The sequence below is a fragment of the Enterobacter cloacae complex sp. SYL001 genome, from assembly GCF_049237025.1.
Taxonomy (GTDB): Bacteria; Pseudomonadota; Gammaproteobacteria; order Enterobacterales; family Enterobacteriaceae; genus Enterobacter; species Enterobacter intestinihominis.
This window is the reverse complement of sequence record NZ_JBMKJI010000002.1, coordinates 25,865-50,801: the sequence shown is the minus strand read 5'-3', so window position 1 is coordinate 50,801 and position 24,937 is coordinate 25,865. Positions and strand designations below refer to the sequence as shown.

Annotated in this window: 22 protein-coding genes; 11 read left to right on the top strand and 11 right to left on the bottom strand. The window is 55.1% G+C overall.

Going from position 1 to position 24,937, the window contains the following annotated elements; genetic code table 11:
- Positions 1-531, bottom strand: a complete 531-nt coding sequence (gene rppH / locus ACOTZP_RS03550; RefSeq protein WP_032622373.1) for an RNA pyrophosphohydrolase — start codon at positions 529-531, stop codon at positions 1-3.
- Positions 532-1,215: 684 nt separating this feature from the next.
- Here rppH and mutH point away from each other — a divergent pair.
- The 3 genes from mutH (at position 1,216) to ACOTZP_RS03535 (ending at position 3,428) form a co-directional block, all read left to right on the top strand.
- Positions 1,216-1,908, top strand: a complete 693-nt coding sequence (mutH, locus tag ACOTZP_RS03545; RefSeq protein ID WP_271074794.1) for a DNA mismatch repair endonuclease MutH — start codon at positions 1,216-1,218, stop codon at positions 1,906-1,908.
- A 128-nt stretch (positions 1,909-2,036) separates the two neighbouring features.
- The gene (locus tag ACOTZP_RS03540) at positions 2,037-2,255 is read left to right on the top strand and encodes a YgdI/YgdR family lipoprotein (RefSeq protein WP_003862794.1); all 219 of its coding nucleotides are present in this window, start codon (positions 2,037-2,039) and stop codon (positions 2,253-2,255) included.
- Between the two features lie 132 nt (positions 2,256-2,387).
- Complete coding sequence (locus ACOTZP_RS03535; protein WP_015571754.1) at positions 2,388-3,428, top strand: NADP(H)-dependent aldo-keto reductase; 1,041 nt, start codon at positions 2,388-2,390, stop codon at positions 3,426-3,428.
- A 105-nt stretch (positions 3,429-3,533) separates the two neighbouring features.
- Here the strand turns inward: ACOTZP_RS03535 and lplT are convergent, their stop codons facing one another.
- Positions 3,534-4,727 carry a lysophospholipid transporter LplT gene (lplT, locus tag ACOTZP_RS03530; protein WP_022649240.1) on the bottom strand — a complete coding sequence of 398 codons (1,194 nt, stop codon included), beginning with the start codon at positions 4,725-4,727 and terminating at the stop codon, positions 3,534-3,536.
- Entirely contained in the window at positions 4,720-6,879 is a 2,160-nt protein-coding gene (aas, locus tag ACOTZP_RS03525) for a bifunctional acyl-ACP--phospholipid O-acyltransferase/long-chain-fatty-acid--ACP ligase (protein WP_063150163.1), read from the bottom strand. The genes lplT and aas overlap by 8 nt, the downstream gene beginning before the upstream one ends.
- A gap of 616 nt (positions 6,880-7,495) precedes the next feature.
- Here aas and galR point away from each other — a divergent pair.
- Positions 7,496-8,518 carry an HTH-type transcriptional regulator GalR gene (galR, locus tag ACOTZP_RS03520; protein WP_271074796.1) on the top strand — a complete coding sequence of 341 codons (1,023 nt, stop codon included), beginning with the start codon at positions 7,496-7,498 and terminating at the stop codon, positions 8,516-8,518.
- Here galR and ACOTZP_RS03515 read toward each other — a convergent pair.
- From ACOTZP_RS03515 to ACOTZP_RS03500, 4 genes are all read right to left on the bottom strand, one after another.
- Positions 8,473-8,949: a GNAT family N-acetyltransferase gene (locus ACOTZP_RS03515; protein ID WP_032626051.1), complete on the bottom strand. Its 477-nt coding sequence runs from the start codon at positions 8,947-8,949 to the stop codon at positions 8,473-8,475. The genes galR and ACOTZP_RS03515 overlap by 46 nt on opposite strands.
- Complete coding sequence (locus tag ACOTZP_RS03510) at positions 8,946-9,719, bottom strand: GntR family transcriptional regulator (RefSeq protein ID WP_058671145.1); 774 nt, start codon at positions 9,717-9,719, stop codon at positions 8,946-8,948. Before ACOTZP_RS03510 ends, ACOTZP_RS03515 begins: the two co-directional genes overlap by 4 nt.
- A 78-nt stretch (positions 9,720-9,797) precedes the next feature.
- A complete protein-coding gene (locus ACOTZP_RS03505) occupies positions 9,798-11,225 on the bottom strand; it encodes a glycoside hydrolase family 1 protein (protein WP_023298517.1) in 1,428 nt (475 codons plus the stop codon).
- A gap of 7 nt (positions 11,226-11,232) precedes the next feature.
- Positions 11,233-12,558, bottom strand: coding sequence for a PTS sugar transporter subunit IIC (locus ACOTZP_RS03500; RefSeq protein WP_003862812.1), 1,326 nt, complete (start codon positions 12,556-12,558; stop codon positions 11,233-11,235).
- Positions 12,559-12,857: 299 nt separating this feature from the next.
- Between ACOTZP_RS03500 and ACOTZP_RS03495 the strand changes: the two genes are divergently transcribed.
- Positions 12,858-13,895 carry a LacI family DNA-binding transcriptional regulator gene (locus tag ACOTZP_RS03495; RefSeq protein ID WP_022649245.1) on the top strand — a complete coding sequence of 346 codons (1,038 nt, stop codon included), beginning with the start codon at positions 12,858-12,860 and terminating at the stop codon, positions 13,893-13,895.
- Here ACOTZP_RS03495 and lysA read toward each other — a convergent pair.
- A complete protein-coding gene (gene lysA, locus ACOTZP_RS03490; protein WP_017692727.1) occupies positions 13,865-15,127 on the bottom strand; it encodes a diaminopimelate decarboxylase in 1,263 nt (420 codons plus the stop codon). The two genes, ACOTZP_RS03495 and lysA, sit on opposite strands and share 31 nt — an antisense overlap.
- A gap of 120 nt (positions 15,128-15,247) precedes the next feature.
- Between lysA and ACOTZP_RS03485 the strand changes: the two genes are divergently transcribed.
- Positions 15,248-16,174 carry a LysR family transcriptional regulator gene (locus tag ACOTZP_RS03485; RefSeq protein WP_022649247.1) on the top strand — a complete coding sequence of 309 codons (927 nt, stop codon included), beginning with the start codon at positions 15,248-15,250 and terminating at the stop codon, positions 16,172-16,174.
- On the opposite strand, the gene ACOTZP_RS03480 is transcribed toward ACOTZP_RS03485, so the two are convergent.
- The gene (locus ACOTZP_RS03480) at positions 16,169-16,861 is read right to left on the bottom strand and encodes an aspartate/glutamate racemase (RefSeq protein WP_023306862.1); all 693 of its coding nucleotides are present in this window, start codon (positions 16,859-16,861) and stop codon (positions 16,169-16,171) included. The two genes, ACOTZP_RS03485 and ACOTZP_RS03480, sit on opposite strands and share 6 nt — an antisense overlap.
- Before the next feature lie 135 nt (positions 16,862-16,996).
- On the opposite strand from ACOTZP_RS03480, the gene ACOTZP_RS03475 reads away from it, so the two are divergent.
- Positions 16,997-17,320, top strand: coding sequence for a cupin domain-containing protein (locus ACOTZP_RS03475; RefSeq protein WP_022649249.1), 324 nt, complete (start codon positions 16,997-16,999; stop codon positions 17,318-17,320).
- Between the two features lie 33 nt (positions 17,321-17,353).
- Here the strand turns inward: ACOTZP_RS03475 and wzz(fepE) are convergent, their stop codons facing one another.
- Positions 17,354-18,490, bottom strand: coding sequence for an LPS O-antigen length regulator Wzz(fepE) (gene wzz(fepE) / locus ACOTZP_RS03470; protein ID WP_069596923.1), 1,137 nt, complete (start codon positions 18,488-18,490; stop codon positions 17,354-17,356).
- Positions 18,491-19,033: 543 nt separating this feature from the next.
- Here wzz(fepE) and ACOTZP_RS03465 point away from each other — a divergent pair.
- From ACOTZP_RS03465 to ACOTZP_RS03450, 4 genes are read left to right on the top strand one after another with little or no spacing between them, the layout of a single operon-like run.
- Positions 19,034-19,924: a carbohydrate ABC transporter permease gene (locus ACOTZP_RS03465; protein ID WP_003862825.1), complete on the top strand. Its 891-nt coding sequence runs from the start codon at positions 19,034-19,036 to the stop codon at positions 19,922-19,924.
- The gene (locus ACOTZP_RS03460; RefSeq protein WP_022649251.1) at positions 19,917-20,819 is read left to right on the top strand and encodes a carbohydrate ABC transporter permease; all 903 of its coding nucleotides are present in this window, start codon (positions 19,917-19,919) and stop codon (positions 20,817-20,819) included. Before ACOTZP_RS03465 ends, ACOTZP_RS03460 begins: the two co-directional genes overlap by 8 nt.
- 12 nt (positions 20,820-20,831) lie before the next feature.
- Complete coding sequence (locus ACOTZP_RS03455) at positions 20,832-21,959, top strand: ABC transporter ATP-binding protein (protein ID WP_271074799.1); 1,128 nt, start codon at positions 20,832-20,834, stop codon at positions 21,957-21,959.
- A gap of 13 nt (positions 21,960-21,972) precedes the next feature.
- Complete coding sequence (locus tag ACOTZP_RS03450) at positions 21,973-23,259, top strand: ABC transporter substrate-binding protein (protein WP_023298522.1); 1,287 nt, start codon at positions 21,973-21,975, stop codon at positions 23,257-23,259.
- A gap of 70 nt (positions 23,260-23,329) precedes the next feature.
- Here ACOTZP_RS03450 and ACOTZP_RS03445 read toward each other — a convergent pair whose 3' ends face one another.
- Positions 23,330-24,745, bottom strand: coding sequence for a sugar porter family MFS transporter (locus tag ACOTZP_RS03445; protein WP_023298523.1), 1,416 nt, complete (start codon positions 24,743-24,745; stop codon positions 23,330-23,332).
- Between the last annotated feature and the right edge of the window lie 192 nt (positions 24,746-24,937).

Genomic DNA, 24,937 nt, shown 5'->3' with positions numbered 1-24,937 from the left:
TTAACCTCTTTTACGTCGCCAGGCAGGTGCGCTCTGTGGCTTCGGAGTCGTCTCCTGAAGCTGCATCACGACACTTGCGAACTCTTTCATCACCCTACGGTATACATCGCGCTTGAATGACACGACCTGACGAACCGGATACCAGTAGCTTACCCAACGCCAGCCATCAAACTCTGGCGTGCTGCTGGTTTGCATATTGATATCTGAATCGTTGCCCACCAACTGCAAAAGAAACCACTTCTGTTTCTGGCCGATACAAACCGGCTTTGTGTCCCAACGCACCAAACGTTTCGGTAACTTGTAACGCAACCAGTTGCGGGTCGAAGCCAGGATGCGAACATCTTTTCGGCTTAAACCAACCTCTTCAAACAGCTCCCGGTACATCGCTTGTTCTGGGGACTCTCCAGGATTGATCCCGCCTTGCGGGAACTGCCAGGAGTGCTGACCATATCGCCGGGCCCACATCACCTGGCCCTGACGATTACAAATTACTATTCCTACGTTTGGGCGGTAGCCATCGTCATCAATCACCGGACTACCCCAAACTAAATCTGATATATGAATGATTGTTTCACACTACAGGGAGGCGGTAAACCACTCTCTTACAGGCCTGCAACCTAATAACATTTGAATAACTCACAATTTTGTGAGGAGTTATAAACAGATGAGGGCGACTGAGACCATTTTTATTCACCTTTTCTGTGGATATAGTTGTGAAGAAGTATGGAATTACCGATGAACAACCTTGTGGCCCGGCGAATCGGCAATTTTCATCACTTTAAATAAATTATTTAAATTCATCTAGTTAAACGTAAACTTAGGGTATCAAAGGCGATTAACGTGACGATCGTCACATCAAAGATCTTCCTGGTGATGAAAGATCGAACAGCGTCGGTTTTATCCACAGATTGTGCCAATAAGTTAGGCACAATTTGTGTGAAAATTCGATTTTCATCGCACGTCAAGGCTGTAAATTGAAACAGTAGTGGCGGTTATTCGCAGTTATCCCATTTTTCTGTGGATAACATGGTGTAAGATCCTGTTTATTGTCAGTGACCAGAATTGCACAACCTGTTTTTTTGCCATGGCGCGACGGGATACATTCGTAAAAAACATAATATAAATCATCCACATGGAATATATACTCAGAAAAAAGTAAACTCTATCCACAAGGGATAAAATATCAGTTCATTTTTTAACCAAAAGGTTGTCAGCATGCATTCTCTCGCCCCACTGCTCTCTCCTCCCGTCAGTGAAGCCCAGTTGTTCCAGCAGGCACAACGTCTGGCAGGCTATGCACTGGGCGAGCTGGCCGTGATGGCGGGGTTGACGATACCCAACGATCTGAAGCGCGATAAAGGCTGGATCGGCGTGTTGCTTGAACGTTGGCTGGGCGCAAGCGCGGGCAGTAAACCCGAGCAAGATTTTGCGGCGCTGGGGGTGGAACTGAAGACGATCCCCATTGATAGCCTGGGGCGGCCGCTGGAAACTACCTTTGTCTGCGTTGCGCCGCTAACGGGTAATAGCGGAGTGACATGGGAAACCAGCCACGTCAGGCATAAGCTGAAGCGGGTGTTGTGGGTACCCGTTGAGGGTGACAGGCAGATCCCGCTGGCAGAGCGTCACGTTGGCGCCCCGCTGCTCTGGAGCCCGGATGAAGAAGAAGAAAGACAGCTTTCCCAGGACTGGGAAGAGCTGATGGACATGATTGTGCTGGGACAGGTTGAGCAGATCACCGCCCGGCATGGCGAAGTGCTGCAACTCCGTCCCAAAGCCGCCAACAGCAAAGCGCTCACTGAAGCGGTAGGTGCACAGGGCGAACCGATCCTGACGCTGCCGCGCGGCTTCTATCTTAAAAAGAATTTCACCGGTGCACTGCTGGCACGACATTTCCTGTTGAAAACATAGTTTTTTACCAATTTTGCGCTCCGGCTAACATAATCTCCTCCTTTTTAAGATTTCCCCCCTTTCACCTGTCGTAATATCAGGTTATTACTACACTATGATTTGATACGAGCCAGGTGAGGATGAGAACGATGAAAAAATGGGCAGTAATTATCTCAGCAGTCGGTTTAGCGTTTGCGGTATCGGGTTGTAGCAGCGACTATGTCATGTCAACGAAAGATGGTCGTATGATCCTGACCGATGGCAAACCCGAAGTCGACGACGATACCGGTCTGGTGAGTTACCGCGATCGCGAAGGCAATCAAATGCAAATTAATCGCGACGAAGTCTCCCAGATCATCGAGCGTTAAACAGATAAAGGTCAGTAGCTTGCTGGCCTTTTTGATTTTTTCCTTCCCCTTTTGCCTTCCCTCTGCCATGTTTATATTCCTTTGTCGGGAGGTTCCTGACGCGGTCTGTATGTCTAAAAAAGGAAACCGGCTATGCATTATCACCGTATCCCCCATAGCGCTCTGGAGATCAGCCAGCTGGGGTTAGGCACCATGACATTTGGTGAACAAAACAGCGAAGCCGATGCCCATGCACAACTCGATTACGCCGTCAGCCAGGGCATTAACCTGATTGACGTGGCGGAGATGTACCCAGTTCCTCCCCGCCCGGAAACTCAAGGTCTTACCGAAACGTATGTCGGCAACTGGCTGGCGAAACGCGGCAATCGCGAAAAGCTGGTCATCGCTTCTAAGGTTAGCGGCCCTTCCCGTAATAACGATGCCGGGATCCGCCCTAACCAGATCCTCGATCGCAAGAATATCCGTGCTGCGCTGGATGCCAGCCTCAAGCGCCTGCAAACCGACTATCTCGATCTTTATCAGGTGCACTGGCCGCAGCGTCCGACGAACTGCTTCGGTAAGCTTGGCTACACCTGGAACGAGAGTGCTCCGGCCGTCACCCTGCTGGAAACACTGGAGGCGCTTACGGAATGCCAGCGCGCGGGTAAGATCCGCTACATCGGCGTTTCCAACGAGACGGCGTTTGGCGTAATGCGCTATCTGCATCTGGCCGATAAACACGACCTGCCGCGGATCGTGACCATCCAGAACCCGTACAGCCTGCTGAACCGCAGTTATGAAGTGGGTCTCGCGGAAGTGACGCAGTACGAAGAGGTGGAGCTGCTCGCCTACTCTTGCCTGGGCTTCGGAACTCTGACGGGCAAATACCTGAACGGCGCGAAACCGGCTGGCGCGCGTAACACGCTTTTCAGCCGCTTCACCCGCTATAGCGGCGAGCAGACACAAAAAGCCGTGGCGGCCTATGTGGATATCGCGAAGCGTCACGGACTCGATCCGGCGCAGATGGCGCTGGCCTTCGTGCGTCGTCAGCCGTTTGTGGCAAGTACCCTGCTCGGCGCAACGACAATGGATCAGTTGAAAACCAATATTGAGAGTTTCCACCTGAACCTGAGTGAAGAGGTCTTAGCGGAGATTGAAGCGGTGCATCAGGTTTATACTTACCCGGCACCTTAAGTTGACGATTTGCCCGGTGGAGGCGTTGCCTTACCGGGCCTACAAAATCCGCCAACATCACGAAACGTAGGCCGGGTCAGGCGGAGCCGCCACCTGGCAAAGATATCACCGCCGACGCTGCCAGACCCACAGCCCGGTAATCGCCAGCGCAAACAGTGCGCCAAACCCCACCCCGATTGCCACAACCGGCGCACCTGCTTTTACCGCCAGCGAGTAAATCCCCAGCATCAGCAGCATCGCCATGTTTTCGCCAAGGTTTTGCACCGCAATGGCGTTGCCAGCCCCGACGGTCTGCTTGCCGCGCTCCTGCAAAAGCGCGTTGAGCGGCACCACAAAGAAACCGCCTAATACGCCGATCAGTAACAACAGGGCATAGGCTGGCAATATGGCATGTTGCAGGGAGAAGAACAGAACGCCGACGCCGATCAGGATCCCCGCAGGCATGCAGCGCGCAACGGTTTCGAGCGTCACCAGTTTTGCCGCAGCCCCGGCCCCGACCACAATCCCGACGGCGACCATGGCATTCAGGTAGGTCGGCGTGGCGTTGTCTGTTATACCCAGCGCCACCGGCACCCACAGCACCAGCAGGAAACGCAGCGTAACGCCGGCCCCCCAGAACATGCTGGTGCCCATCAGCGAGAAGCGTGTTTCACCGTTACGCCACAGTACGCGGCAGGCGTTAAAGAAGCTGCCGGTCATTGGCCCGAAGCGCCAGGATTGTCCCGGACGCGCCACGGCCAGTTTGGGGATAAACAGGTTGGCGATCACCGCGCCACCGTACATCAGGGCACAGATGCCAAGCGCGGCGAGCACGTGCCAGTCTGCCAGCACGCCGCCCGCCACCGAACCCAGGAGAATAGCCGCAATGGTGGAGGACTCCATCAGGCCGTTGGCCTTCACCAGCTTATCGCCGGTGGTGAGCTCACCCAGAATGCCGTACTTCGCCGGGGAGTAAGCTGCCGCGCCAATGCCCACCAGCGTGTAGCCGACAAACGGGTTGATACCAAAGCAGATGCTTGCCGCGCCCAGAAGCTTAAGGCTGTTGGCAAACATCATGACCCGACCTTTCGGGAAGCTGTCTGCCACCTGGCCGACAAACGGCGCAAATACAATGTAAGCACCCACAAACACCATCTGTAGGATCGGCTGGCTCCAGTCGGGATAAAACTCAGCTTTCAGCAACGCCAGCGTAGCAAACAGCAACGCGTTATCGCCGAACGCGGAAAGAAACTGGGCGGCGATAACCGCCATCATGCCTTTCGACCAGATTGAAGTGTTAGTGTGTACTGACTCACGCATTATGCTGTTCCGCCTCTTCAACCATGCCCTTCAGGGTCACAAAATCGGGTTTACCGCTGCCCAGCACCGGTAACTGTTTGAGGTAACGAATATCACGGGGGACCGCCAGCTCGGGGATACCATGTTCGCGCGCATACCTGAGAAGCGCATCACGCTTCAGTTCACCGTCGGTAGTAAAGAGCACCAGCGCCTCGCCTTTACTGGCATCACTTTTCACCACGGTCGCATGCATTTTCTCCGCCGAGACTGCGGTCGCCAGCGTCTCGACCATTTCAAGAGAGACCATTTCCCCGGCGATCTTGGCGAAGCGTTTTGCACGTCCCTGGATCTGCACGAAGCCCTGATTGTCGAAGCGCACGATATCGCCCGTGTCGTACCAGCCCGTTTCAACCTCGCCATTGACGTTCTCGGCCGTCGGCGCCTCAAGCACGCCCGGGTTTTCCACACGCAGATAGCCGTTCATGACGTTCGGCCCTTTCAGCTGAAGACGTCCGCCGTCTTCAATACCCGGCACCGCCAGCAGACGCGCGTCCAGCCCCGGCAGAATGCGGCCAACCGTTCCCGGTTTCGCCGCCATCGGAACGTTGATGGAGACCACCGGCGCGCACTCCGTCACGCCATAGCCTTCCAGAATCCGCAGGCCAAACTTGTCCTGCCAGATCTGGCGCGTACTGTCCTGGAGTTTTTCCGCCCCCGCCACCACGTAGCGCACGCGGAAGAAATCATACGGGTTGGCGAAGCGCGCGTAGTTTCCGAGGAAGGTGGACGTCCCGAACAGCACCGTGCAGTTACGGTCATAAACCAGCTCCGGCACAATGCGGTAGTGCAGCGGGCTTGGGTAGAGGAACACCTCGGCACCGGTCAGCAGCGGCGTAAAGAGACCCACGGTCAAACCAAATGAGTGGAACAGCGGCAGCGCCGACATAAAGCGATCGTTGGCGGTAAAGTCAGCGATGGTTTTAATCTGTTCGACGTTTGCCAGAATGCTTTTGTGGCTATGAACCACACCTTTCGGGTTGCCTTCAGAGCCGGAGGTAAAGAGGATAATGGCATCATCCTCCGGCTGCTGCTTAACCTGCGCCAGACGCGGCATCAGCAGGTGCGCGAAAATCCACAGCTTGTCGGCGGTCGTGACGTCTGCTTTCAGATCTTCCAGGAACACCCAGCGCACCTGCGTCAGCTGTTCCGGCAGGTGCCACAGCTTGCCTTTATCCAGGAACTGGCGGGAGGTAAAGATGGTGTTGATTTGTGCTGCGGTAATCGCGCTGGAGAGCCCTTTCACGCCCGCCGTGTAGTTCATCATCGCCGGAATGCGGCCCCGGGAGACGGCACCAAAGATCACCGCCGCGCTGATACCCGCGTTTGGCAGCATCAGTCCGATCTTTTCGCCCTGTTTGCTGTACTTTTCCAGGATACGCCCGACAAACAGCGTTTTGGTCAACAGCTTACGGTAGGTATCCGGCGTAAAGTTGATGTCTTCGATGCAGTTTTTCTTCGCACCGTAGCGATACTGCGCCGACAGCAACGATTCATACAGCGTTTCGCGCGGGCGTACGGCCATGCGCGCTTCCATCATAATCTGGTGCAGCATTTCCCCTGCGATTTTACGGCGGTCGCGCGCGCGCGGCGCCTCGGGCATCGGCAGTGACGTCGGCGGTAATATATGCAGGGTAATTTTCGGGAACAGACGCTGCTTCACCAGCCCTTTCAGACGGCTGAAAAAGGTTAGCTCAGCCCCGTCGATGCGTAGCGGCACGACGGTGGCCTGAGACTTCGCCGCGACAAAACCGGCCCCGTCGTAAATTTTCATCAGGGAGCCCGTCACTGAAATCCGCCCTTCCGGGAAGATAACCACCGGACGCCCCTGCCCAATCAGACGCACCAGATGTTTAATCATCATCGGTTTGGTAGGGTCGAGCGGGACAAAATCAATCAGCGGCCTGAGCCAGCGCATGTACCATTTTTCACTGATGGAGCTGTACACCGCAAAGACGGGCCGCACGGGCAAAAAAAGCGCCAGCAATACGCCATCAAGAAAAGAGACGTGATTCGGTGTGATAAGAACACGCTCGCCATAGAGTGCCTGCGTATCGCCAGTCACGCGAATGCGAAACAGGACACGAAACAGTGTGCGGAAGAACCCAAAAAGCATTTCAACTCCCTTTGCCAGCCAGTGTGAAAGGTATAAATGGTGGCAGATTACACGAGAAGTAGTGAGGGAGCGATAGCAAAAACAGAGGCGAAAAAAAACCTGCGCATCCGCGCAGGTTGGTGCAAGTGAAGAGTACGAAAACGTACCAGGAATTCTCACCAATCAATACCTCTGGGATCTTGATTGTGGCCTCCGGCGACAGGCTTCGCCAGCAGGAAAACGCAAGGGAATGAGCCGAAGTGCAACCAGGTGTGAATAATCTCTTTTGCTGTTACAGGTTGAACTTACAGGCAAAAAAAACCTGCGTAAAACGCAGGTTGGTGTAAATCGTGTTAATCAACCGAAGTTGATTCCACCTATCAATACCTCTGGGATCTCGACTCTAGCAATTCACAACGCATCGTTGCCAACGGACAATCGCAACAGCCTGAGGCAAAGTGTAACTAAAGGTTCAGATTGACATTATTCAGACATGACTGGCCGTGTAACGATTACACCGCGAGGGATGTTCTGCTTCACGTTTGCAGAGGACGCTCACCCGCTCCCCTTGAATGCGCGCCGCTTTTCCGCAACACTAGTTAGGGTGTAAACGCTTACCCCTATAAGAAGGTATTGAATGGCGACAATTAAGGATGTGGCTCGTCTGGCCGGTGTTTCCGTCGCGACCGTCTCCCGCGTGATCAACAACTCCCCTAAAGCGAGTGATGCATCACGCCAGGCCGTGCAGGACGCCATGGAAAACCTGAATTATCACCCTAACGCCAACGCACGCGCCCTTGCCCAACAGTCGACAGAAACCATCGGGCTGGTGGTCGGGGATGTATCCGATCCGTTTTTCGGTGCGATGGTCAAAGCCGTAGAACAAGTTTCTTATCACACCGGTAATTTCCTGCTGATTGGTAATGGCTACCACAATGAACAGAAAGAACGCCAGGCCATTGAGCAGCTGATCCGTCATCGCTGTGCGGCGCTGGTGGTCCATGCCAAAATGATCCCCGACGCCGAGCTGATCCATCTGATGAAACAGATGCCGGGGATGGTGATTATCAACCGTATTATTCCCGGATTTGAAACCCGCTGCGTGGCGCTCGACGACCGTTACGGCGCATGGCTCGCAACCCGTCACCTGATCCAGCAGGGCCATACCCGAATTGGTTATCTGTGCTCCAACCACCCAATTTCCGATGCGGAAGATCGCCTTCAGGGCTATTACGACGCGCTGCGCGAAGCCGGTTTGCCGTGCAACGATCGTCTTGTGGCGTACGGAGAACCGGATGAGAGTGGCGGCGAACAGGCGATGACCGAGCTGCTCGGCCGCGGGCGGAATTTCACCGCCGTGGCCAGCTATAACGACTCCATGGCCGCCGGCGCGATGGGCGTGCTGAATGATAACGGGATTGACGTCCCGGCAGAAATTTCGCTGATTGGCTTTGATGATGTGCTGGTGTCGCGCTACGTGCGCCCTCGCCTGACCAGCGTGCGCTACCCGATTGTGACCATGGCAACGCAGGCGGCAGAACTGGCGTTAGCGCTGGCCGAGCATCGCCCGCCACCGGAAATTACCCACCTGTTCAGCCCAACCTTAGTGCGCCGTCACTCGGTGGTATCGCCCGCGGAAGCCGTGAGCGAACAGCGATAGAGATGGACGGTTTTATCCGGGTATTCCAGGGCATCACCGATGTAGTGCCAGCCGTAACGTTCGTAGAAGTCGCGGCAGGCAGACCAGAGGTGGAGCTCGTGATACCCGGCGCGTCGCGCGTAGCCGATAACATGCTGCTGAAGTTTTCCCGCTAGCCCGTTTCCCCGCGCGGCTTCATCGACATACAGCGCAGCCAGCCAGGGATGAAGATCCTGCCGGGAAATTAAATCGCAACGCCACAACCCAACGGTGCCCAACAGCCGGTCTTCCTCAACAGCAATAAAGGTGAGCGGTAACTCGCCCGGCGTCAGGCTGTGCTCGACAATGCTCTGGAAAAAGGCACGCGGCATACCTTCACCAAACGCGTTCCAGATCCAGTCGATCACCTGCTGTGTAAACTGCGGCGCAGCGTGAAGCGGCAGTATATTCACACCAGCTTCCCCTGGAAAAGAGGGACCGATTCGAAGAGATAGCCGTCAAAATCGGGCGCGTCTTCGTCTGACAGCTCAAGCAGGCTCTTTTTGACGTTTTCAAGATGCTGGAACATCGCCTGCCACGCCCCCATCACGTCGCGGCGGCGGAGCGCAGCGAGAATGGTTTGCCTGTCTCCGAGCCACTTCAGGCGCCAGGCGCGGCTGGCGATATGGCCATTGAACTGCTGCCACAGCGGACTGCTGTCCATGTGATGCCAGACACTCTCAACCGTCGCCAGCAGCATCTGGTTTTGTGTGGCCCCAGCCAGCACCAGGTGGAACATTTTGTTGTTGTCCTGGCTGCGATCGTCGACGGCAATCGCCCGTTGCTCTTGCTCGATAATGCGGCGCAGGTTGTCGATGTCCGCCCGTGTCGCCATTTTTGCGGCAAAGGCAGCGATGTTGCTTTCAAGCAGTTGACGCGCCTGGAGAATTTCAAACGGCCCAACGTCACTGTTCAGAAAACGCTCTTCCTCGTTTTCATGCTCTTCCGGAATGCGCATCACGTACACGCCTGACCCCTGGCGAATATCCACCGTTCCCTGAAGCTCAAGCATCAGCAGCGCCTCGCGCACGATAGTGCGGCTGACGCCATACGTCTCGGCGATGTTGCGCTCCGGCGGCAGACGCGATCCCACGGGATAATGCCCCTGGATAATCTGCGCCCGTAAATCCTCGCCAATTTCCTGGTACTGTTTTTTTTCCGGCAGGATGACAGACTTATCCACGTTTTCACCTGTGTTTTTCAGTTAATGCGCGGGCCGGACGTCCTCCCGGCCAGTTTGTGCGCTATTTTACCAGAAGGCTTACTTCCATTCATCGTCTACCCTGAGCGTCAGCACACGCTCATCGCGCAGCTGGCGGAACCAGGACGCTGATTTCTTTGCCCGCCGTGCGCGTTGATTTTCAAGGTCGATCTCAATCAGCCCGTAGCGGTTTTTAAACGCGTTCATCGGGGAGACATTGTCGGTGAAGGCCCACAGCATATAACCGTGACAGTTCGCCCCCGCCTCCCGCGCCAGCAGCGTGTAGTAGAGATGTTCGCTGATAAACGCGATGCGGTACGTGTCGTCAATGACGCCGTCACGATTGCGATACTGCGCTTCGTTCTCCACGCCCATCCCGCTTTCCGCCACAAACCAGTCAATGTTGCGATAGTCGTTTTTAATCCGCATCGCCATGTCGTAAATAATGCGCGGAAAGATCTCCCAGCCGCGGGAGGTGTTCATACGCCGTCCGGGCAGCTCAAACGGCTCGTAGTAGTACGCCGGATGGAACGGCGTCTCCGGGTGCCAGGCGCGGGACGGGGCTTTGACGCGATGCGGGTAATAGAGGTTAATGCCCAGCTCATCGACGGTGTTGTCGGCAATCAGCGCCAGCTCGTCAGCCGTGTAGTCCCACTGCACCTGATGCTGCGCCAGCAGGGTAAAGAGCGCCTGCGGATAGCGCCCGTGCACCAGCGGGTCGAGAAAGACGCGGTTGTAGAACAGATCGTACATCTCTGCCGCTCGCACGTCATGCGGCGCGCGGGAGCGCGGATAGGTCACTTCCGGGTTAAGAATACAGCCCACCGTGCCGTCATACCCTTTCTCGCGAAACAGCTTCACCACTTTCGCCGTCGCCAGCACCTTATGGTGGTTCCACTGCATCCAGGTGCTGGTGCTCTGCTCATAGGGCCAGCGCAGCGCGTCAAGGTAGACGCGCGTCTGGACCACAATCGGTTCGTTGAAGGTAAACCAGCGGGTGACTTTGCCGTGAAAGCGCTCAAATACCTTTTCTGCATAGCGAACGAACAGCTCGACGACGTGCTTTGACGCCCAGCCGCCGTAGGTCTCCAGCAGCACGCCCGGCAATTCGTAGTGTTCCAGGCAGATCATCGGCTCAATGCCCTGACGGTGCATTTCATCGAACAGCGCGTCGTAATACGCGGCGTACTCTTCATCTACCGTCGCATTTTCATAGTCGGTTAAAAAGCGCGACCAGTTGATCGAGGTGCGATAGTGCGTCAGTCCCGCCTGCTTCATCAGCGCTACATCTTCGCGGAAGCGATTGATAAAGTCGGTTGCCACCGCTGGACCATAGCCGTTGTGCCAGACGTGACGATCGTTCATGTACCAGAGATCGATCCACGAATCCTGCCCCGGCTTTTTGCCGCTCCAGCCCTCGGTCTGCCAGGCCGATGCCGCCGCGCCCAGAATAAAATCTTGCGGTATGGCTATCTGTTTTGTGCTCATCGTATCCTCATGCGTTATCGGTGGCTTGTTGCAGTGCGGCCTGCTCTGCGCGGCGTGAAGCAATTTTCACAAACGGCAGATAGATAATCACCGCGGTCACGATGCAGATAAACTGGGTGATGACCGCCCCCATGGAGCCCGCCGTTGACAGCCAGGCGTTGATCAGCGGCGGCGTGGTCCAGGGCACCATCACCACGGCTTTCCCGGCAAATCCGGTCACGGTGGCAAAGTAGCCAATCGAGCCCGTCACCAGCGGCGTGATGATGAAGGGGATAGCCAGGATCGGGTTGAGCATGATTGGCATACCGAAGATCACCGGCTCATTGATATTAAAAATACCCGGCCCGATGGAGAGCTTGGCTATCTCCTTCATCTCTTTACGTTTGGTGGCAATCATGACGGCTATCAGCAGGCCGATGGTCAGGCCGGAGCCGCCGATGCTCATATAGACGTCCCAGAACGGCATGGTGATGATGTTTGGCACCTCTTTGCCCTGCTCGAACGCGCTCATGTTAACGGTGATTGCCCCCAGCAGCAGCGGCTCGCGGATCGGCTTGATCATCTGGTTGCCGTGAATACCAATCACCCAGAACAGCTGGGCGACAAACATCAGCAGCAGGATCCCCGGCAGGCTTTGCACCACGCGCTCCAGCGGCTGTTGCACCACCTGGTATACCGCGTCGTAGAGATACATGCCGGTAATCTGATGAAACACGAAGCCAAAGGTGGCGATGGCGGTGGTGGTGATAATTGCCGGGATCAGCGCAGAGAACGACGCGGCAACGTTCGGCGGCACCGTGTCCGGCATCCTGATTTTCAGCCCCTTGCGGTTTTCCAGCCAGCAGTAGATCTCCACCGACAGGATGGCGATAAACATACCGAGGAACAGGCTGCGGGTATCTGAGAACTGGCGCAGCAGCACATCTTTCACCACGTGCATCTCACCGTCCACCAGCATTTCCACCGTGGTCGGCGTCACGCAGATAAAGCAGATCACCGCCAGCAGGCCGGGGAACAGAGACTTAATGCCGTTAATACGCCCCAGCTCAATGCCGATTAAAAACACCGCGCCGATGTTGAGAAAGTTCAGCGTGGCATAGTTGAGCGCGCTGGTGATCGGCTTTAAGGCCGCGAGAAACGACAGCGACTGAAAGCTCGCCAGACCGTTTTTCGGATCCAGCACCATATTGGAGATCAATACCGAGAACGCCCCCACTATGATGACTGGCATTAAGGTAATAAACGCAGACTTGATCGCCTGGATATAGCGATAGCTGTTGAAGGTAGTGGCAAAACTGCCCAGAGCGTCGATCAGTTTTTCCTGAAATGCCATAGGGTAATACCTCAGTAAAAGGGCTTTTATTGAATAAGGTGTACAGCCGGATACTATTGGTATGCCAAAAATAGCGTCCACAGGCGATTTGTTCTGTGATTAAGCTCCCAACGCCGTTAGAGGTATTCCAGATTATGATTTATCACCATTTTGGTATACCAATGACAGGCATTTATTTCGCGGGCGAGGATCGTTACTGAAAAGCGTGATCGTTATGGGGTTTTGTCCTTCCCACGTCGCTTATGCGCCGGATGGTCTGTGTTAAACTGCAAACCATTACGTGGAAACAGGAATTTCGAATGGCAACAATGCTGGATGTCTCACTGCGTGCGGGCGTGTCGAAGGCCACCGTTTCGCGCGTGCTGAACGGCACAGGTCAGGTTAAAGAGAGCACGCGCCAGCAGGTATTTCGCGCGATGGAGGAGCTGGGGTATCGTCCGAACTTTCTCGCGCGCTCGCTGGCTAACCAGACCAGCAACAGCATCGGTCTGGTCGTCTCGACGTTCGACGGTTTTTACTTTGGTCGTTTGCTACAGCAGGCGTCACGGCAGACCGAAACGCACGGTAAACAGCTGATTGTTACCGACGGTCACGATGCCCCTGAACAGGAAGAACTGGCGGTGCAGATGCTCGCCGACCGCAAGTGCGACGCCATCGTGCTGTACACGCGTTACATGAGCGAAAAGACGATCCTGAAGCTGATCAACAGCGTGCAGACGCCGCTGGTGATCATTAACCGCGAAGTGAGCCAGGCGGCGGATCGCTGCGTCTTCTTTGAACAGCAGGACGCAGCCTTCAAAGCGGTGGATTACCTGATAAGCCAGGGCCATCGGGAGATCGCCTGTATCACCGTCCCGATCCACACCCCAACGGGTAAAGCGCGGCTGATGGGCTACCGTAAGGCGCTGGAGAAGCACGGTATTCGTCTCGATGAGCGGCGGATTAAATACGGCGATGCAGGCATGACGCGGGGTTACGAGCTGTGCAAGGAGCTGATTGCGGAAAAGACATCGTTCAGCGCCCTGTTTGCCTGTAATGATGATATGGCCCTGGGCGCCTCCAAAGCATTACACCAGGCCGGGCTGAAGATCCCGCAGGATATTTCGCTGTTTGGTTTTGACGATGCCCCCAGCGCAAAGTGGCTGGAGCCTGCCCTGTCGTCGGTGTATTTGCCGATCGACAACATGATCGTCACGGCGATCGACCAGGCGATCCGGCTGGCAAAAAACCAGCCGGTTGAAGCCATCCCACCGTTCACCGGCACGCTGGTGTTACGCGATTCGGTGACAACAGGGCCCTGGTTTAATCAGACCAGCTCTAACGCCAGCAATTCCTGAATGGTCTGGCGACGGCGAATCAGCCGCGCCACGCCATTATCAAACAGCACTTCCGGCAGCAGCGGACGGCTATTGTAGTTCGAAGACATAGACGCCCCGTATGCACCGGTATCATGCAGCACCAGATAATCTCCCGGTTTTACCTCTGGCAGCGAACGGGTTTCGACTTTCCCGCCTTCCTGCTGAGTAAAGACGTCACCGGATTCACACAGCGGGCCGGCAACAACGGTCTCGATGCGCGGGGCGTTGACCAGATCGCGGCCATCGGCGGCAAGCGCGGTGATGTGATGATAGCTGCCGTACATGGACGGGCGCATCAGGTCGTTGAAGCCAGCATCAATCAGCACAAAGTGACGGCTTCCCATCTCCTTCACGCTCCGCACCTGCGCCACCAGCACGCCAGCTTCGGCGACCAGGAAACGACCCGGCTCAATCTCCAGCTTCACCGCATGGCCCAGATGAGCGGCGATGCTGTCACGCGCGGCGCTCCACAGGCCGTAATAGTGATCCGTGTCGATCGCCTCTTCCCCTTCGCGGTAAGGGATCGAAAGCCCTCCCCCGGCGGAGATCGCCTCCAGATCCTGACCAAAATCGATAACCTGACGCACCATCGCGCCACAGACCTGCTCAAGATGGCCATAATCCACGCCGGATCCGATATGCATGTGAATACCCACCAGCTTAAGGTTGTAACGTTGTAAAACCTCCAGCGCCGCAGGCATATCGGCATACCAGATCCCGTGCTTGCTGTTTTCGCCCCCGGTGTTGGTTTTCTGACTGTGACCGTGACCAAAGCCCGGGTTGATGCGCAGCCAGACGCGATGGCCCGGGGAAACCTGCCCAAGCTGTTCCAGCATATCCACCGAACCGGCATTCACCGGGATTTGCAGCTCGTGCACGCGCGCCAGCGTGGCGTCGTCTATCAGGTCAGCGGTGAAGACGATCGCGTCGCTATCGGCCTTTGGATCAAACCCGGCCGCCAGCGCACGTTCGATTTCACCCAGCGATACGGAGTCAACCTTCACGCCCTGCTCGCGCATCAGGCGCAGAATATGAATATTGGAGCAGGCCTTCTGCGCAAAACGCACCACGTCAAACTGATGCAGCGCGGCGATTTTCTCGCGAACAATCTGCGCATCGTAGACCCACACCGGACAGCCGAATTCGGCAGGCAGGCGCAGCAGGTTATCGGCGTTTAAATCGGTTTCGGTCTGGTTGAGCGGGCGTGGCATGGTCGTCTCCGGTATTCTGTTTTTTATCATTACGCCACAGCCTGAAGAGAATAAAAAATATCGTTTTATCGTGAGTCTATGCAAAAATGATATGGACCACGCTCAGCCATCAGGTGCCCTATGCCCGCCGTTAACCTACGCCATATCGAGATTTTTCATGCGGTGATGACCACCGGCAATCTCACTGAAGCCGCGCAGATGCTGCACACCTCGCAGCCGACGGTCAGCCGCGAGCTGGCGCGTTTTGAGAAAGTGCTGGGGCTGAAGCTGTTTGAACGCACCCGCGGCAGGCTGCATCCAACTGTGCAGGGTTTACGTCTTTTTGAGGAGGTTCAGCGCTCCTGGTACGGGCTGGACAGGATCGTGAGCGCGGCGGAGAGCCTGAGGGAGTTTCGCCAGGGCGAGCTGTCCATCGTCTGCCTGCCGGTCTTTTCTCAGTCGTTCCTGCCGGTACTGCTACAGCCGTTTCTGGCCCGCTATCCGGAGGTCAGCCTGACCATCGTGCCGCAGGAGTCGCCGCTGCTGGAGGAGTGGCTTTCGGCCCAGCGCCACGATCTGGGTCTGACCGAAACCCTCGTCACGCCAGCGGGAACGGAACGCACGGAGCTGCTCTCGCTGGATGAGGTCTGCGTGCTGCCTGCCAGCCACCCGCTTGCTTTCAAAGCAGTTCTGACCCCGGCAGATTTTCACGGTGAGAACTATATCAGCCTGTCGCAGACCGACAGCTACCGACAGCTTCTGGATGGCCTGTTTGCCGAACATCAGGTGAAGCGGCGGATGGTGATGGAAACGCACAGTGCGGCATCAATTTGCGCGATGGTGCGCGCGGGCGTGGGTATTTCGGTGGTGAACCCGCTCACGGCTATGGACTACGCCAGCAGCGGCGTGGTTCTGCGCCGTTTTAGCGTTTCCGTTCCCTTTACCGTAAGCCTGATCCGCCCGCTGCACCGGCCCGCCTCAGCGCTGGTTGATGCCTTTAGTGAACACCTGATTGCGCACGCGCGTCAGGTGGCGCTTCGGTTACCTGACCTGCAAAAACCTTTATGACAGCATAAACTCCACCGCATCCGCGGCATGGATGGCGGCGGTATCAAAGACCGGTATCGGGCTTTGGTCTGCCGGCACCAGCAGGCCAATTTCGGTACAGCCGAAGATGACTCCTTCCGCCCCCTGCTGCGCCAGTTTCTCAATCACGCTGACGTACCAGGCGCGCGAAGCTTCGCTGAAGGTGCCGAGGCACAGTTCATCAAAAATAATCTGGTTAATGCGCGCCCGGTCTGCCTCCTCCGGGATCAGGCTTTCAATCCCGAACTGGCTACTCAGCCGCCCGCGGTAAAAATCCTGCTCCATGGTGTAGCGCGTCCCCAGCAGCGCCACGCGCGTCATGCCGGCGGCACGTATGGCACGCCCGGTGGCATCCGCGATATGTAAGAACGGCAGCGAACAGCGGTCTTCAATATGCGACGCCACCTTATGCATGGTGTTGGTACACAGCAGAATACCCTGCGCGCCCGCACGCTCCAGGCCAAGTGCGGCGTCTGCCAGCATTTGCCCGGCTTTGTCCCACTCCCCGCTCGACTGGCAGGCTTCTATTTCATGGAAATCCACGCTGTGCAGCAGCAGGCTGGCCGAATGCAGACCGCCCAGACGCTGTTTGACGCCTTCATTAATCAGGCGGTAGTACGGGATCGTTGATTCCCAGCTCATGCCCCCTAACAGACCGATCGTTTTCATCTTTCCTCCTGTACGTTTCACCCAGTGAAGCAAACTTGTGATCGCCTTTCCAGTTATTTGGCTAAACGTTTTCTTTTCGCTGCGGCTGAGATAAGTTAAATGAAACAACGTTTCATTACATAACAGGGCGAAAATATGTTTATTTTCCATAAAGAGACCACGCTTGAGGATTTGGGCAACGGCGTGACGCGTCGTATTCTGGCGCACGACGGCAGGATGATGGCAGTGGAAGTGAATTTCGAGCAAGGTGCGATTGGCCCGCTGCATAACCACCCGCATGAGCAGCTCACCTACGTTCTCTCGGGGGAATTTGAGTTCACCATTGGCGAGGAAAAGCATGTGGTAACGGCGGGCGACACTCTCTATAAAAAGCCGCACGTGATGCACGGCTGCGTTTGCCTCAAACCCGGCACCTTGCTGGATACCTTTACGCCGGTACGCGAGGATTTCCTGAAATAAAAAAAGGCGCTCATCAGAGCGCCTTTTTTCATGTTATTCCGTAACCGGCTCAGGAAGTTGTTCCGGCAGCGGGTTGCGGGAGCGCATTGCTTCGCGCAGCAGCACGCTGCCACAGGCGAACAGCCCACCCAGAATACCCGCCAGCAGCACGATCAGTGCTTTGCCCGGGCCATCTTTTTTCACCGGCATAGAAGGAGAGAGCTGGTATTTGAACGGCTCCAGGCTCACGTCTTCGAAGGAAAGTTTTTGCAGCTGCGCCAGATAGTATTCGCGGTTCTGGAAATCGGCGTTCAGCTCAGAAACATCCTTCAGATTTTTTTCAATTTGCAATTTCTGCGCAATCCCGTCCGCGCCGAGCGCGACGGAGTAATCCGGATCGTCTTTCACCGCCTGTCCGTTACTGTAAACCGGCTTTTTGATCCCTGCCGCGTTCGCCACTTCCAGCGAGTAGTTAAGGCGTTGCAGGTTGGTATTGTGGATATTGGTCAGTCGAACCCGATCCAGCTCCAGCTGCTGCTGAACCGTTTTGGTTCTCAGGATCAGCTGATCGCGGATGTTTTGCATGGTCTCCTGCTCGACGATGCGGGAAATGTACTGAATGTAACCATTCAACACTTTCTGCGCGTCCTCTGCCGTTGGGGCAGTGAAGCTTAACGTCCAGGAGAGATACGGTGCTTTATCAGCATTTTTTTCCTGGGTGTTATCAATAGCCTTCATCTTTTCGGCGATATTGACCACCGCGCGGTGCAGCTCCAGCGGGTCAACCTCGGCGCCATCGAGCTGAGCCATCACGTAAGGAGAGCTCTTCATGTACTCTTCAAGCAGGGACTGAGACTGAAACTTTTTGATAAACAGATTAAATACATCCGCACTGGTAACTTTAACGTCCACATCAAGCACCTGCAGCGTCACCATCATCTGGCGCAGCGAACTCCACTGCGTCTGTTCCGCTGGCGTAATGACCGCTTTACTGGTCCATTTTTGCGGTATCAGGAAGGCGATTGCCAGGCCGACCAGTGCAAATGCAAACACAATGGTAATGATGCGTTTTTTTGCTGCCAGCAGGACGTCCAGCAGACCCAGGAGATCTATTTCTTTAGCGCTGACCGCCGGGGGAGCATAGTGAGGAAAGTTGAGATCCGTATGTTGTTTGAAATCCATTGCTGACATAACTGTTCTTCTTTTAAGGATGCAGTGAAATTCTGCCTGACTGGTTCCGGTTTAAGAAATCATACAAGAATGTAAGAATTATCTGAATGCCGAATTGGTACATCTGTAGACCTGCTATCAGATCTGGTAGTTAGCCACGCTGCGTGACTATTGTTTTTCCCGTTTCCACTTGTGCTTCGTATCGCCTCCTCGCAGCCCCGACGAACGTCCGTGAAAAGGCAAAAATGCCACCTCCCTCACTATATTGAAACAGCGTTTCGACGCTGATCACATTTCCATCATTAAGCGAATGACGCAGAAATAAATCGCAATAATATAAAATAAAACGATGTTTTAGTATCCAAGAACGGCGGTTCAGCTCTTTTGAAACCCAACGCATTTAGCGCAAAGAGGAAGGCAAAAAGGCGTTAAAAAACAATTTTATATTTAGCCGACGCCAGATATTGCACCCTAAAACTCAGCTCTCATGCCGCGCGATGCTGGCCTGGGAAGATGTAACAAAGCTGATTCCGTTTTAAACCATTGATCGCCAGGTAGGTATGTATGAATGAAAACAAGCTGCTGGGGCTCGCATGGATATCACCCTACATCATCGGGTTGATACTCTTTACGGCATTCCCCTTCGTCTCATCATTTTTCCTCAGCTTTACGGATTACGATTTGATGAGTCCGCCGGTGTTTAACGGCATCGAAAACTATCGCTACATGTTTACCGAAGACACGCTCTTCTGGAAATCCATGGGCGTGACCTTTGCATACGTATTTTTAACCATTCCGTTAAAGCTCGCCTTCGCATTAGGGATTGCCTTTGTCCTGAACTTTAAATTACGCGGCATCGGATTTTTCCGTACTGCCTACTATATTCCGTCGATCCTCGGCAGTTCCGTCGCCATTGCCGTATTGTGGCGCGCCTTATTTGCCATCGATGGCCTGCTGAACAGCTTTATCGGCGTATTTGGTTTTGACCCGGTGAACTGGCTGGGTGAACCGTCACTGGCGCTAATGTCCGTTACCCTGCTGCGCGTCTGGCAGTTCGGTTCCGCGATGGTCATCTTCCTGGCCGCGCTGCAAAACGTACCGCAGTCCCAGTATGAAGCGGCGATGATCGATGGCGCATCGAAATGGCAGATGTTCATGAAGGTGACCGTGCCGCTGATTACGCCGGTGATCTTCTTCAACTTCATCATGCAGACCACGCAGGCGTTCCAGGAATTTACCGGGCCGTACGTGATCACCGGCGGCGGGCCGACCTATTCGACCTACCTGTTCTCGCTCTACATCTACGACACCGCGTTTAAGTATTTCGATATGGGTTATGGCGCGGCGCTGGCGTGGATCCTGTTCCTGGTGGTGGCCGTCTTCGCCGGTATCGCCTTTAAGTCGTCGAAATACTGGGTGTTCTACTCCGCCGATAAAGGAGGCAAAAATGGCTGATATTCAACAACTCTCCACGGCAAGAAGCATCGCCGAACGCGAAGTAGCCCGCACGCTGCGCAGAGAGAAAATCAATGCCACCGTTCGCTATGCGATCCTGCTGTTTGTCGGCCTGCTGATGCTTTACCCGCTGGTGTGGATGTTCTCCGCGTCGTTCAAACCGAACCACGAGATCTTCACCACCCTGAGCCTGTGGCCTGCCCATGCCACCTGGGACGGCTTCATCAACGGCTGGAAAACCGGCACCGAGTACAACTTCGGCCACTACATGCTGAACACCTTTAAGTATGTGATCCCGAAAGTGATCCTGACCATTATCTCCTCCACCATCGTGGCGTATGGCTTTGCCCGCTTCGAGATCCCGTGGAAGAAGTTCTGGTTCGCCACGCTCATTACCACCATGCTGCTACCCAGCACCGTGCTGCTGATCCCGCAGTACCTGATGTTCCGTGAAATGGGCATGCTGAACAGCTATATGCCGCTGTACCTGCCGCTGGCCTTCGCCACCCAGGGGTTCTTCGTCTTCATGCTGATCCAGTTCCTGCGCGGCGTCCCGCGTGACATGGAAGAGGCGGCGCAGATTGACGGCTGTAACTCCCTTCAGGTGCTGTGGTACGTGGTTGTGCCGATCCTTAAACCGGCCATTATCTCCGTCGCCCTGTTCCAGTTCATGTGGTCCATGAACGACTTTATCGGGCCGCTGATTTATGTCTACAGCGTGGATAAATACCCGATTGCACTGGCGCTGAAAATGTCCATCGACGTCACCGAAGGGGCGCCGTGGAACGAAATTCTGGCAATGGCGAGCATCTCCATTCTGCCATCCATCATTGTCTTCTTCCTGGCACAGCGCTACTTCGTACAGGGCGTCACCAGCAGCGGAATTAAAGGTTAAGAGGGAAATACCATGGCTGAAGTTATTTTCAACAAGCTGGAAAAGGTCTACTCCAACGGTTTTAAAGCGGTACACGCTATCGATCTTAAAATCGCCGAAGGGGAATTCATGGTGATCGTCGGACCATCCGGCTGCGCCAAATCCACTACTCTGCGCATGCTGGCGGGACTGGAAACCATCAGCGGCGGCGAGGTGCGTATCGGCGACAAGATCGTGAACAACCTCGCGCCGAAAGAGCGCGGGATTGCGATGGTGTTCCAGAACTACGCCCTCTATCCACACATGACGGTGCGCGAGAATCTGGCCTTTGGCCTCAAGTTGAGCAAGCTGCCGAAAGATCAGATTGAGTCCCAGGTGAATGAAGCCGCTAAAATTCTTGAGCTTGAAGAGCTGCTCGACCGCCTGCCGCGCCAGCTTTCCGGCGGCCAGGCGCAGCGCGTGGCGGTAGGCCGTGCGATTGTGAAAAAACCGGATGTGTTCCTGTTCGATGAGCCGCTTTCAAACCTCGACGCCAAACTGCGCGCCTCGATGCGTATCCGTATTTCCGACCTGCATAAGCAGCTGAAGAAATCCGGAAAACCGGCCACCACCGTTTACGTGACCCACGACCAGACCGAAGCGATGACCATGGGCGACCGCATCTGCGTGATGAAGCTCGGCCATATCATGCAGGTGGATACGCCGGACAATCTCTACCACAAGCCGAAGAATATGTTCGTGGCGGGCTTTATCGGCGCGCCGGAGATGAATATACGCAAAAGCGTGCTGGTCGAAAAAGCGGGACAGCTGAACATCGCCATTGGTGATGAAACCATGCCGCTGAACGCGGAGAAGCAGGAGAAAGTCGCCGCTTACGCGGGTCAGGAGATCTTCTTCGGCGTGCGCCCGGAATTTGTGTCGCTCTCTGATGAGCCCTTCCCGAACGGCGGCTGTAGCGGGGAGATGGTGCGCGTTGAGAACATGGGCCACGAATTCTTTGTGTACCTGAAGGTCGCGGACTACGAACTGACCGCAAGAATCCCTTCCGATGAAGCTAAACCAATGATTGATAAGGGACTTCATCGTAAGGTGTATTTCACGTTTGATATGAATAAGTGTCATATTTTTGACGCAAAAACTGAACAGAACCTCTCTCTCTGATGGAGTGATAAAAATGAAAAAAGTGCTTTTAAGCGCAGCTATCTCCGCGACCCTGGGCCTTACCGCTTTGCCATCGATGGCGCAGAATGTGGATTTACGGATGTCCTGGTGGGGCGGCAACGGCCGTCACCAGGTCACCCTGAAAGCGCTGGAGGAGTTCCATAAGCAGAACCCGGACATCAACGTGAAAGCGGAATACACCGGCTGGGACGGTCACCTCTCCCGTCTGACCACCCAGATTGCGGGTGGAACCGAGCCAGACGTAATGCAGACGAACTGGAACTGGCTGCCGATCTTCTCCAAAACCGGTGACGGCTTCTACGATCTGAACAAGTTGAAGGAGGTGATCGACCTGTCGCAGTTCGATCCCAAAGAGCTGCAAACCACCACCGTGGATGGCAAGCTGAACGGCATTCCGATCTCGGTGACGGCGCGGGTGTTCTACTTCAATGACGAAACCTGGAAAAAAGCGGGTATTGCGTACCCGAAAACCTGGGACGAGCTGATGGCGGCCGGTAAAACCTTCGAGAGCAAGCTCGGTAAGCAATACTATCCGGTGATCCTGGAGCACCAGGATACGCTGGCGCTGCTGAATTCGTACATGATCCAGAAGTACAACATTCCTGCGGTGGATGAGAAAACCAAAAAGTTCAGCTACACAAAGGAACAGTGGGTGGAGTTCTTCCAGACCTACAAAAAGCTGATCGACAGCCACGTCATGCCGGACACCAAATATTATGCCTCATTTGGTAAGAGCAACATGTATGAGATGAAGCCGTGGATCCAGGGAGAATGGGGCGGCACCTATATGTGGAACTCCACCATCAACAAATATTCCGACAACCTGAAGCCACCGGCGAAACTGGAGCTGGGCAGCTACCCAATGCTGCCGGGCGCCACCGACGCGGGCCTGTTCTTCAAACCGGCGCAAATGCTGTCGATTGGTAAGTCGACCAAAAACCCGGAAGCGGCGGCGAAGCTGATTAATTTCCTGCTCAACAGCAAAGAAGGGGTCGATACGCTGGGCCTTGAGCGTGGCGTACCGCTGAGCAAAGTAGCGGTGCAGTATCTGACTGAAGACGGCACCATTAAAGAGGACGATCCTTCCGTGGCAGGCCTGCGTCTGGCGCAGTCGCTGCCGGCGAAACTCACCGTCTCGCCATACTTTGACGACCCACAGATTGTGGCGCAGTTCGGTACTTCTTTGCAGTATATCGACTACGGCCAGAAAACCGTGGAAGAGACGGCCGCTGACTTCCAGCGTCAGGCGGAGCGTATTTTGAGACGTGCGATGCGGTAAACACTAAGCCGCTTACCCGGCCTACACGGTATCGTAGGCCCGGTAAGCGAAGCACCACCGGGCAATTACATTACACGCCGATATTACGTAGTTTCTCCCCTCTCATCAGCTTGCGTTCAATATGCTCCAGGGTCACGCCCTTGGTTTCGGGGATCAGCCAGAAGGTCACACCGATAAACGCCACGTTCAGCACCGTATAGAGCCAGAAGGTGCCTGCCGCGCCAATCGCATCCAGCAGCGTCAGGAAGGTCGCGCCAATGATCATGTTCGACACCCAGTTGGTGGTGGTGGAACAGGTGATACCAAAGTCGCGGCATTTCAGCGGCTGTATTTCAGAGCACAGGATCCACACCACCGGCGCGGCGCTCATCGCGTAACCGGCGATACACATCATGGTCATGCCCACGGAGAGCCAGGAGAGACCGCTTGACGCCGTGCCATTATCGAACTGCATCAGGCAGTAGCCAAGGATTAAGGTGCCGAGCGCCATCACGCTAAAGCCAATTTTCAGGGCGGGTTTACGTCCGGCCTTATCAACGGTGAAAACCGCGATAAAGGTGGCGAACATAAAGGTCAGCCCCACCACCAGCGTGGCGATCATCTGCTGTTCGGTGGTGGTAAAACCGGCCATTTTAAAAATGCGCGGGGCGTAATACATAATGATGTTCATCCCCGTAAACTGCTGCATCGCCTGTAACAGCATGCCGAGGAACACCGCGCGGCGCACGTTGCGGTTCGCCTTAAACAGGGACCAGCCGCCCTGCTTCAGCTTCAGGCTTTCGCGGATTTCGTTCAGCTCTTCACGCGCTTTTTCAGACGTGTCGCGCAACATGCGCAGTACCTCTTCCGCCTCCACGTGACGCCCTTTTTGCGCCAGCCAGCGCGGGCTGTTCGGCAGGAAAATGACTAACACAATCAGCAGCAGCGCAGGCAGCGCCAGCACGCCAAGCATTGCCCGCCAGTTGCCGCTGTAGCTGAAGTACGTATCCGACAGAAACGCCAGCACGATACCGAGCGTCACCATCAGCTGATACATACTGATCATCTTCCCGCGCACGTTCTCGCTTGCCATTTCAGAGAGATAAAGCGGCGCGGTGTAGGACGCGATACCCACCGCTACGCCAAGCAACACGCGTGAAAGCAGCAGCACTTCTATGTTTGTCGCAAACGCGGAGCCGATGGAGCCTGCGACGAACAGAATCGCCCCAACCATCAGGCTGTATTTGCGCCCGAGACGGAACGACAGCCAGCCGTTAAACAACGCGCCGATGGCCGCGCCCAGCATCATGCTGCTCACCACCCACTCTTGCAGGCGGTTGCTTAACGTAAAGTGGTCGGTAATAAAGGGCAGTGCGCCAGCGATAACGCCGATATCCAGACCAAACAGTAGACCGGCTACGGCGGCCGCAACAGAAACAAACTGGTTCATGCGTCGGGTATCGCGCAGCGCAGCGGGCATAAGGGTAGAGTCATTTATAGATGTCATAGTTTCCTGCCTCAACAGCGAAATTCGTTAAGTGAAATTACGAGATACCGGAAGAAAGTGTCAGGTCGGAACTGGTGAAGATATGGATTATTTCGCTACGACATACCGTTCTGTGATGGACATTACAATTTCAAATCAGGGTGGTTTAACCTTATTTTTTATTAATTAGTTAATATTTAAGCAATAGATGTG